The organism is Planctomycetota bacterium (assembly GCA_018242585.1).
Taxonomy (GTDB): domain Bacteria; phylum Planctomycetota; class Planctomycetia; order Pirellulales; family PNKZ01; genus JAFEBQ01.
The window spans coordinates 183,186-194,069 of the sequence record JAFEBQ010000010.1; the positions used below are offsets into that span (position 1 = coordinate 183,186).

The 10,884-nt window shown below is 62.1% G+C and carries 5 protein-coding genes and 1 pseudogene; all 6 read right to left on the reverse strand.

The genetic code is table 11. From position 1 onward, the window contains the following. Positions 1–192 precede the first annotated feature (192 nt). On the reverse strand, positions 193–1,581 hold the full coding sequence (locus JSS27_05880) for a DUF1598 domain-containing protein (protein MBS0208467.1): 1,389 nt from the start codon (positions 1,579–1,581) through the stop codon (positions 193–195). Between the two features lie 395 nt (positions 1,582–1,976). After that, positions 1,977–4,046 carry an elongation factor G gene (fusA, locus tag JSS27_05885; protein MBS0208468.1) on the reverse strand — a complete coding sequence of 690 codons (2,070 nt, stop codon included), beginning with the start codon at positions 4,044–4,046 and terminating at the stop codon, positions 1,977–1,979. A 92-nt stretch (positions 4,047–4,138) separates the two neighbouring features. After that, positions 4,139–4,609, reverse strand: coding sequence for a 30S ribosomal protein S7 (gene rpsG, locus JSS27_05890; protein ID MBS0208469.1), 471 nt, complete (start codon positions 4,607–4,609; stop codon positions 4,139–4,141). Positions 4,610–4,704: 95 nt separating this feature from the next. Further along, positions 4,705–5,091 carry a 30S ribosomal protein S12 gene (locus JSS27_05895; protein ID MBS0208470.1) on the reverse strand — a complete coding sequence of 129 codons (387 nt, stop codon included), beginning with the start codon at positions 5,089–5,091 and terminating at the stop codon, positions 4,705–4,707. Positions 5,092–5,300: 209 nt separating this feature from the next. Further along, positions 5,301–9,637, reverse strand: a pseudogene (rpoC, locus tag JSS27_05900) (DNA-directed RNA polymerase subunit beta'). 74 nt (positions 9,638–9,711) lie between these two features. Continuing rightward, positions 9,712–10,884: DNA-directed RNA polymerase subunit beta (gene rpoB, locus JSS27_05905; protein ID MBS0208471.1), on the reverse strand; the 1,173-nt coding region annotated here is incomplete at its 5' end.

The following is a 10,884-nucleotide window of genomic DNA, read 5'->3' on the forward strand; positions in this document are numbered from 1 at the left end:
CCGAAAAGCAACATCGGTCGCAGGCACCACGTTGCCTTTATGCGACACCGGTCGGGCGCTTCGTGCCGACGGGGCAAAAGAGCTGATGTCGCGCGCAACAAAAAGCCCAGGGGGCGAACCCCTGGGCTTGGAATGCGATCAGGTTTTTCTTCACTAGCAACTAGGAACCAGCAACCAGCAACTCCCCCCGACTCAGTCCCACCACCACTGGCCGGCGGCCAGCTTGTCGAGCTTGACCGATTCGCGGGCTTTGGCGGCGCGGCCGTCGTCCTTGCCGACGTTTTGCGAGAGCAAGGCCTGCTCGGGATGCAACGTCACGCCGCCGCCGACCGGCGTCATCAACTGTGACCCCTTCCAGCGATGGACCACGGCGGTTTCGACCTCGACCGGGGCGTTGTAGGTTTCAACCTGGTACTTCTCTTCGTTGCTAAAGATCGGCATGTCCCAATTCGAGCGGCCGTAGTAATCGTGCTTCTGAATAAACGCGGCCACGACGGCCATGTCGATGATGTTGCGCAACTGGGCGTAACAGTACGACTTGGCGGCCAGTTGCGGATACTGCTGCGTGAAGCTCGTCACGAACGCCTGGCTGCCGCGGTTGCCTTGCCGCGAAGCCACGTGGCGGCTGCCGTCGGCCGAGACCATTTCGTCTTCGCCCATCAGCTTGACCGCGTTGCCCACCAGTTCCAGCGCCAACTCGTCCTCGCTGACCTTCAGACAGTTGTAATCAGGCACGAACCACCAGCGCTGCATGCCGTTGCGGGCCACCGACGTGGGGTCGGCCTTGTCGACATAGCTGGTGATCTTGACCGGCGGCGTTTCCAGACCGATGCCGATCAGCTTCATGCGATAGTCCGCTTCGACCATGATCTGGGCGAAGTGCGTCTTGGGGGAAATGCCATGCACGCTCACCTTTTGCATGCCCAGGTTGGTGCGCAGCCCGTCGACGATGAAGTTGGCGTATTCTTCGGTGGCCATGCTGGCGTCCGCCACGCGCGGCAATTTGTTCAAGAACGAGTTCATCGCCGCCAGCCCTTCCTTGGTGGCGTCGATCGAACAGCCGATGGTCCGCGGGCCACCCATCGCGCCGGGACGATAAGCGCGCAGCGCCACGATCAGGTCTTGCAGTTCGAGAATCGCGCGGCCTGATTGAATGCCCACGACGCGATCGGCCAGGTCGACGTACCAACCTTCGGCCGGCCCGGCGATGACAATGTCGCCCGAGTCCGGGTAGAAGAAGACATGTTGAATGCGGGTCAGGCCGGCCAGGTAGCGCATCTCGTCGCTCGGCCGCCGGTCGCTGTCGAGTTGCTGGGCGATGGCCCGTTCGAGCCGTTGCAGCGAAATCTTGCGCATCGGGCTCTTGGCTTGCACGTCGGCGTTCAGCGACGTCTTGGCCGCGGCGATGCGGAGCTTGGTCTGCTCGCCAGTCAGATCCTTCTCATAGCGGATTCTCAGCACCCCTTCGGGGCTGACCAACACACCGGCCAGCGTCTGGGCCTGGGCCTGGGACGCGAACGAAGCCAACACCAAGGCGCACATCACGCCCCACGGTCGAGCACGTGCCAACGGCTGTCGCATATTCCGGTTCCTGCAACTGAACAACGAGAGAAGACGCCGGCGTTGGCCGCGACTTTGCGACCCACGGACGCTCTGAATAGACGTAATGCGAAACCTCGCAGATACCGCAATTGATGATAGTTAGCCCAACTTGCCGAAGCAAGAAAATAGGCAAAATCGGCCAGGAAACCGCCATCTGAGGCCCATTTCGCGGCCCGTTGGGCCGGAACTCCGGCACGGTCGCTACGACCGGGCAGGCGGTGGCAGCCGGGCCCTGGAACTGTCCGCGATCGCGGCGGCTTCCCAACATTCCGGGCGCAGGAAAGCGCTACGTAGATGTGGCGACTAAGAAAAGCATTGATTTAACGGTCGGCAACTACTCCTGCCTAATCGCTAATTGCTAACCGCTAATCGCTCTACATAAATGTATCGCGCACTTCTTTCGGCGCGGGGCCGTAGGCGGCTGGTTCCATCGAGCAACTGGCGCGTCCTTGGCTCAGGCTGCGAATGGCGCTCGAATAGCCGAACATCGCGGCCAGCGGGGCCATGGCGGCGATCTGGGTGTTGCGGCCGCGAAGTTGCGTATTGGTGATGATCGCTCGGCGCTGTTGCAGGTCGGCCACGATGTCGCCCAGGTTTTCCTCGGGCGTGATAATGTCGAGCTTCATGATCGGCTCGAGCAACACCATGCCGGCCGGGGCCAGCGCCCGGTGAAACGCGTCGGCCGAGGCGCGACGGAAGGCCACTTCGTTCGATTCCCCTTCGCGCCACTCGCCCCCAAGCAGCGTGACCTTCACCTTGATCAGCGGAAAGCCGATCGTGCCGCTGCCGTGCAGTTGCTCGCTCAAGGTTTCGAGCACGGCGGGCAGGAACTGCTCGGGAATCGACGTGCCGCTGGTGTTGAAGACCGGCAGCGACTTGTCCCCCGGCGCGGGTTCCAAGCGAATCCGCACTTTGGCAAACGCGGCCTGCCCGGCCAGCACCTGGTTGCACTCGCCGGTGGCCTCGGCGGCGCGCTCGACCGTTTCGCGATAGCTGACGCGCGGTTTGTGGACCCGCACATTCAGGCGGAAGTCGCGCAGCAGCCGATGCTTGATCACTTCCAGGTGCAACTCACCCATGCCGCTGATCAGCGTCTGGCCGGTTTCTTCGCTTTCCTGGGCGCGGAAGGTCGGATCCTGGCGCTTGAGCATTTCGAGCGTGTCAGCCAGCTTCTTGCGGTCAGCCGAACTTTCGGGCTCGATGGCCATCGAGATGACCGTCTCCGGAAAGGCGATCGATTCGAGCAGGATCGGCGACTTGGCGTCGCATAGGGTGTCGCCCGTGACCGAGGCTCGCAAGCCGATAATGCCAACAATGTCGCCGGCCTCGACGCTTTCGACCTGCTGACGGCGGTCGGCCTGAATGTGCCAAAGCTGGCTGACGTTTTCTTTCTTGTCCTTGCCGGCGTTCAGCGCGCGGGTGTTGCCGAGCAGCTTGCCCGAGTAGACGCGCACGAAGGCCAGATCGCCGTGCTTGTCAGCCTGAATCTTGAACACCAAGCCGCAGAACGGCTCGTCGACATCGGCGTGGCGCGTCAGCTTCTTGTCGGGCTTGGTCGGGTCGACTCCATCGACCGGCGGCACGTCGGCGGGACTGGGCAGGTAGCGTCCCACCGAGTCAAGCACCGGCGGCACACCAATGCAGTCGAGGGCCGAGCCGCACAGCACCGGCACGATCAGCCGTTCGAGCGTCGCCTCGCGCAGCACGCGATGGATCAGCTCTTCGGGAATCGGCTGCTCGGCCAGCGCCAGTTCCATCAGCTCGTTGCTGTAGTCGTACAGCTGTTCGAGCAAATGATCGCGGGCCGCGTGGGCCTCGTCGAGCAATTCGGCCGGGATGTCAAGCTCGGTGACGTCGGCCCCCATGCTCTCTTTCGAGAAGCTGAGTTGCTTCATGCGGACCAGGTCGATGATGCCGCGGAACGGATTCGACACGTGCGGCGGCCCGCAACCGATGGGCATCTGGATGGCGACCGGGTTCGATTCAAGCCGGCTGCGAATCTCGGCCAGCGTACCGGCAAAGTCGGCCCCCTCGCGGTCCATCTTGTTGATGAACGCCAGCCGCGGCACGCGATGCCGGTCGGCCTGACGCCAGACGGTCTCGCTTTGGGCTTCGACCCCTTCGCGAGCGCTAAACACGACGACCGCGCCGTCGAGCACGCGCAGACTGCGCTCGACCTCGGCCGTGAAGTCGACGTGGCCCGGCGTGTCGATCAGATTGACGACGACATCGCGCCACTTGAACGTGACGCAGGCGGCGTAAATCGTGATGCCGCGCTCTTGCTCCTCGGGGTCGAAGTCGGTGGTGGTCGTCCCCTGGTCGACGTTGCCCATGCGGTGCGTCGCGCCGGCATAGAACAACATCCGCTCGGTGAGCGTGGTCTTGCCGGCATCAATGTGGGCGATGATGCCGAGGTTGCGCAGTTGGGAAAGATGGCGAGCCATGGCGGATGCAAGGGGCTAGAGGCTAGGGGCCAGGGACGAGCCAACTCGCAGCCCACCACTCGTCACTGGCGATTCGCTCGCCCTCGGGCAATCTACCAGGCGAAGTGCGCGAAGGCCTTGTTGGCGTCGGCCATGCGATGCACGTTGTCGCGACGCGTGACGGCGGCCCCTTCGCGGCGATAAGCGGCCATGAACTCTTCGGCCAGCTTCTCGTAAATCGGGCGCCCCTTCTTTTCGCGAGCGGCCAGCAGCAGCCAGCGGATGGCCAGCGATTGCTGCCGGTTGCGGTTGACCTGCATGGGCACCTGATAGGCGGCGCCGCCGACGCGCTTCGAGCGGACTTCGACCTCGGGCTTGACGTTGTCGACCGCGATGTTGAACACCTCGATCGGCTCCACTTCCTTGATCTTGTCCTGGATGATGTCCATCGCCCGGTAGAACGACACCTGGGCCACCGACTTCTTGCCGTCGTACATCAAGCAGTTGATGAACTTGCTGACCAGCACCGAGTTGAACCGCGAATCAGGACGCAGAGTATCGCGGCTGGCAGTAATCCGACCCATGAGCGACGTTTCCTAATGAATACCGAACTGTGCGTGTGTGTTTTGGTTTGATGTCAGACGGCGAAGAACCTGCGCCGCGAGTTCGCAGCCACAGCTTACTTGCCGCCCTTGGCCGCGACCTTCTTGGCGCCGTACAAACTGCGCGACGACTTGCGTCCTTCGACGCCCAGGCAGTCGAGCGTGCCGCGGACAATGTGGTAGCGGACGCCGGGCAAGTCGCGAACACGACCGCCGCGAACCAGGACGATCGAGTGTTCCTGCAGGCTGTGACCTTCGCCCGGGATGTAGACCGTGATTTCCTTGCTGTTGCTCAAGCGCACGCGCGCGATCTTGCGCAGCGCCGAGTTGGGCTTCTTGGGCGTCATCGTCTTGACTTGCAAGCAGACGCCGCGCCGCTGCGGGCACTTCTCCAACACCGGAGATTTGCTGAACTTGCGCGGCTTCTTGCGGCCGGCTTTGACCAACTGGTTGATCGTAGGCATAGGAAACTTCAGGCGTTCTTACGGTGGCTGCGGTTACCGAATCGAGAATCCATCAAGGTACTGGAATCAGCCCGGTTGTCAAGGCGGCGGCGTGCTAGCGACGGCACGCCGGAAACCGGCCGAATTTTTCGTAAAACATTTGGCCCCCGGTCAGCGACCGGGGGCCAAAGTTGGTTAATCAATACAACTTAACAACCGAGGCGGCGGCCTTACTCGTTGCCTCCCAGCAACGCATCGAGGCTGCTCGGTGCCCGAGTTCCCTCGGGCTTGGCCGCCGGCTTCTCGCTGGCCCCATCGCCGGCCGTCTCGAGCAGCGGGAAGCTGCGGGCCAGCACGCGATCCTTGGCCGAGGCCAGCTCGTCCAGGGCTTCGCGATGGATGCGGACTTCGGATTCCTGGTACAGCTTGAAGCCCGTGCCGGCCGGAACCAAGTGGCCCAGAATCACGTTCTCCTTCAAGCCGACCAGATTGTCGACCTTGCCAGCCAGGGCCGCCTCGGTGAGCACCTTGGTGGTTTCCTGGAAGCTGGCGGCGGAGATGAAGCTGGCGCTTTGGACCGAGGCCTTGGTAATGCCCAGCAACTGGGTGCTGGCCGTGGCCGGCTTGGGACGTGTGCCCTTGACCGCCTGACCGCCCAGAGCTTCGATCTGTGAATTGGCCTGTTCGATGGCTTCCTTGGGCACGACCGAACCGACGGTAAAGTCGCTGTCCCCCTTGTCGCTGATCTTCGAGCAGCCTTGCAGCCGCTGGTTCGAACCGCGGAACTCGAACTTGTCCATCACGCTGCCGGGCAGCAGGCCGGTGTCGCCGACGGTCTCGATCTTCACCTTGCGCAACATTTGCGCCACGATGATCTCGATGTGCTTGTCGTCGATTTCGACGCGCTGGCTGCGATAGACGTTCTGGATTTCGCGGACCAGATAGTGCTGCACCGCTTCTTCGCCGCTGATGCGGAGAATGTCGTGCGGCACCAGCGGGCCGTCGACCAACGCTTCGCCGGCACGCACGTAGTCGCCGCTATGCACGCGCAGGTGCTTGCCGTGGCCGACCAGGTGCTCGCGTTCGATGCCCGCCTCGCTGCGGACGATGATCGTGCGCTTGCCGCGCCGCTTCTCGCCCAGAATCTCAACGGTGCCGTCGATTTCGGCGATGACCGACGGATCCTTGGGCTTGCGGGCCTCGAAGATTTCCGTCACTCGCGGCAGACCGCCGGTGATGTCCTGGGTGCCCGACACTTCGCGCGGCGTCTTGGCCAGCAGCGCGCCCGGGCCGATCATGGCGCCTTCGAGGGCTTCCAGGTTGGCCTTCTCGGGCATGTAGTAGAAGTCGAGAATCTTGCCGTGCTCGTCTTCGACGATGATCTGCGGGTGCAGGTCACCCTTGTGCTCGATGATGACCCGGCGCATGTGGCCGCTGGGATCCTTTTCGAGGCGCATCGTCTCGTTTTCGGTGATGTCCTCATAGCGGACCTTGCCACCGACTTCGGCCAGAATTGGAATGCTGTGCGGATCCCATTCACAGAGGATCGAGCCCGGCTGCACTTCCTGGTTCTCCTCAACGCGCAGAATGGCGCCGGCGGGAACCTCGTACTTCTCGACTTCGCGACCCTTGGGGTCCAACAGCGTGATTTCACCATTGCGGGTGAGCACGACCTGGACACCCTCGGCATTGCGGACGACCTTGAGTCGGGCGAACTTGACGATACCGCCCTTCTTGGCCTTGCTTTCCTTTTCCTCGACGTCGCGGCGGGCCGAACCACCGATGTGGAACGTACGCATCGTGAGCTGCGTGCCCGGTTCGCCGATCGACTGGGCGGCGATGATGCCGACGGCCATGCCTTCCTCGACCATCGAACCGGTCGACAGGTCCATGCCGTAACAGCAGCGGCAAATGCCCAGCGTGGCGTCACAGGTCATCGGGCTGCGCACCTGAATCTTCTCCAGGCCCAACTCCTCGATCTTGCGGGCCACGGCCGGCGTGATCAGATCGTTCTCGCGAATGATCACTTCGTCGGTGATCGGGTTGACGATGTTCACGCGACTGACGCGGCCGCGGATCGAGTCGCTCAGACGCACCTCGACCTTTTCACCGCGGTAAATCACGCCCTTGGTAATGCCCTGGGTCGTTTTGCAATCGTGCATGGTAATCACGACGTTCTGCGCCACGTCGGCCAGCTTGCGGGTCAGGTAACCCGAGTCGGCCGTCTTCAACGCCGTATCGGCCAGACCCTTGCGGGCGCCGTGCGTGCTGCTGAAGTATTCGAGCACCGACAGGCCTTCGCGGAAGTTGGCCTTGATGGGCGTTTCGATAATCTTGCCCGACGGCTTGGCCATCAGACCGCGCATACCGGCCAACTGGCGAATCTGTTCGACGCCACCGCGGGCGCCCGAGTGAGCCATCAGGTAAATCGGGTTCACATAGCCGACCGTGCGATGGTCGTTTTCCAGCTCGCGCATCATTTCGGCCGTGATCTTTTCGCGAGCGTGCGTCCAGGCGTCGAGCACCTGGTTGTAACGCTCGACCTCGGTGATCACGCCGCGCTGATACAGCTTTTGGAACTTGAGCACGGTCTTCTCGGCCTCGCCGATGATCCGCCCCTTGGTCGGCGGCGTGATCAAGTCGTCGGTGGCAAAGGACAGACCGCTGCGGGTGCTGGCGCGGAATCCAAACCGATTCATCGCGTCCAGCAGATCGATCGTCTTGCGGCGGCCCAGAATCGCGTAGCAGTCGCTGATGACGCGGCCCAACTCGCTGCTCCGCATGGCGATGTTGTAGAACGGCATCCCCTCGGGCAGCGCGTCGTTGAACATCACGCGACCGACCGTGGTTTCGATCATGTCGCCGGGCTTGGCGTCGCCCGTCTCGGTCTTCAGGCGGCGGTGCTTCGGCAGCCGGACCTTGATATGGGCGTGGGTATGCACCTTGCCCAAGGCATAGGCCAGGTGAACTTCGGGGACCGAGCTGAACACCATGCCGTCGCCGGGACGATCCGGAACCGACATCGTGGTGTAATAGCAACCCATCACCACGTCCTGGCTGGGACTGATAATCGGCGCGCCGTTGGCCGGGCTGAAGATGTTATGGATCGACATCATCAGCGTGTGGGCTTCGACCTGGGCCTCGATCGACAACGGCAAGTGGACGGCCATCTGGTCGCCGTCGAAGTCNNGAAGTCGGCGTTGAAGCCTTTGCAGACCAGCGGGTGCAACTTGATGGCGTTGCCTTCGACCAGGGTCGGCTCGAACGCCTGGATACCCATGCGGTGCAGCGTCGGTGCGCGATTCAACAACACCGGGTGGTTGCGAATCACTTCTTCCAGGATGTCCCAGACCTCGGCTTCCTTCCGTTCCAGCATCTTCTTGGCCGATTTGATCGTGTCGGCGTGGCCCAATTCCTTGAGCCGGCGAATGATGAACGGCTGGTACAACTCCAGCGCGATCTTCTTGGGCAGACCGCATTGGTGCAGGTTCAGGTTCGGGCCCACCACGATCACGCTACGAGCCGAGTAGTCAACGCGCTTGCCCAACAGATTTTCGCGGAAGCGGCCTTGCTTCCCCTTGATCATATCGGTCAGCGACTTGAGCGGGCGGTTGCTGCTGCCCAGCACGGGGCGCTTGCAGCGGTTGTTGTCGAACAGAGCGTCAACGGCCTGCTGCAACATCCGCTTTTCGTTGCGAATGATCACTTCCGGCGCGTTCAAGTCGACCAGCTTCTTGAGCCGGTTGTTCCGGTTGATGATTCGGCGATACAAGTCGTTCAGGTCGCTGGTGGCGAAGTTGCCGCTGTCCAGCAACACCAGCGGGCGCAAGTCGGGCGGAATGACCGGAATCACGTCCAGCACCATCCACTCGGGCTTGTTGTCGCTGTCGCGGATGCTCTCGACGATCTTCAGCCGGTTGATCAGATCCTTCTGCTTCTGCTTGCTGTTGGTTTCGATCAGCGCCTGGCGCAGATCCTTGGACAGCTTGACCAGGTCCAACTGGACCAGCAGCTTGCGAACCGCTTCGGCCCCCATGTCATAGTCGAACGCGCCTTCGCCGTATTGCTCGCGGGCTTGCCGGCATTCGTCCTCGGTCAGAATCTGCTGCCGCTTGAGCGGAGTTTCCTTGGGATCGACGACCACGTAATCCTGGAAGTAAATCACTTTTTCCAGGCTCGACGTCTTCATGTCCAGCAAGTTGCCCAGTCGGCTGGGCATGGCCTTGAAGAACCAGATGTGCACGACCGGCGCGGCCAACTCGATGTGACCCATCCGCTTGCGGCGGACGCGGCTGTGGGTGACTTTGACGCCGCAGCGGTCGCAGATCATCCCCTTGTACTTCATGCCCCGGTACTTGCCGCACGAGCACTCCCAGTCCTTTTCCGGGCCAAAAATGCGCTCGCAGAACAAGCCGTCCTTTTCCGGACGGTAAGTGCGGTAGTTGATCGTCTCGGGCTTCTTCACCTCGCCAAACGACCAGCTGCGAATGTCGTGCGGCCGCGCCAGGCTGATCTTGACCGAGGCGTAGTCGTTAATCCGATCGTAGGAACCTTCGCCGATGCTCATATGTGATCTGCTGTGGGTTAGGGGCCAGGGAACCAGGGGAAGTCAGAACTGCGGGAACAAAACTGACTTCACACTTAAACCCGACGCTTCTCCAGTTGCATATTCAAAGCCAGGCCGCGGATTTCGTTCGTCAACACGTCAAAGCTGGCGGGGGTGCCGGCTTCGAGCGTGTTTTCGCCGCGGACCATTGATTCGTAAATCTTCGTACGACCTTCGACGTCGTCGCTCTTGACGGTGAGCAACTCCTGCAGGATGTACGCGGCGCCATACGCTTCGAGCGCCCAGACTTCCATTTCACCGAACCGCTGACCGCCAAAACGGGCCTTGCCACCCAGCGGCTGTTGCGTGATCAGCGAGTACGGGCCGGTCGAACGAGCGTGGACCTTGTCGTCCACAAGGTGGTGCAACTTCAACATGTAGATGTAGCCCACCGTCGTGTTCTGCTCCATCGCCTCGCCGGTGCGGCCGTCGTACAGTTGCGACTTGCCCGTGGTCGGCAAGCCGGCCTCGCGCAAGCAGTCGTGAATCGTCTCTTCGGTGGCGCCGTCGAACACCGGCGTAATGGCCTGGAAGCCGAGCTTGGCCCCGGCCCAGCCGAGGTGCGTCTCGAGAATCTGACCGACGTTCATACGGCTGGGCACGCCCAGCGGGTTCAACAGGATTTGCACCGGTGTTCCGTCGGCCAAGAACGGCATGTCCTCGACCGGCAGGATCTTGGCGATCACACCCTTGTTACCGTGACGACCGGCCATCTTGTCGCCGACCGAAATCACGCGCTTGGCCGCGACGTAAACCTTGACCATTTGCAGCACGCCGCTGCGCAGCTCATCGCCGCGCTTCATGCTGTTCAGTGCGCGGTCGCGATCGTCCATTGCCGCCTCGACCGCCGGCCACAGCGTCTTGTAGGCCTTTTCGACTTCGGCCTTGCGTTGCGGGCTGCGGATGTCGAGCGTTTCGAGGCGGAACCGCGCGGCCTGCTCGGCGACGAACTTGTGTTCCTGGCCGTGGACCAGCGCGTTGCCTTCCTCGTCGGTCAACTTCTTCTGCAGAATCTTCTCGACCTCTTCGACCAGCGCGCCGAAGGTGGTGGCGATCTTGGCGTTGCCTTCGGTTTCGGCGTCACGCAGCGACTTTTCAAACGCCTTGCGTTCGTCTTCGCCCAGGCTCAGCCGGCGCGAGAACTTCTGGGTGTGGATCACAATACCTTCCACGCCCGACGGGATTTCCAGCGAATCGTTCTTCACGTC

What these genes read in the sequence shown, in the direction of transcription:
- JSS27_05880 (MBS0208467.1), bottom strand. Translation starts at nt 1,581, where the DNA reads ATGCGACAGCCGTTGGCACGTGCTCGACCGTGGGGCGTGATGTGCGCC.
- rpsG (MBS0208469.1), bottom strand. Translation starts at nt 4,609, where the DNA reads ATGGGTCGGATTACTGCCAGCCGCGATACTCTGCGTCCTGATTCGCGG.
- JSS27_05895 (MBS0208470.1), bottom strand. Translation starts at nt 5,091, where the DNA reads ATGCCTACGATCAACCAGTTGGTCAAAGCCGGCCGCAAGAAGCCGCGC.
- fusA (MBS0208468.1), bottom strand. Translation starts at nt 4,046, where the DNA reads ATGGCTCGCCATCTTTCCCAACTGCGCAACCTCGGCATCATCGCCCAC.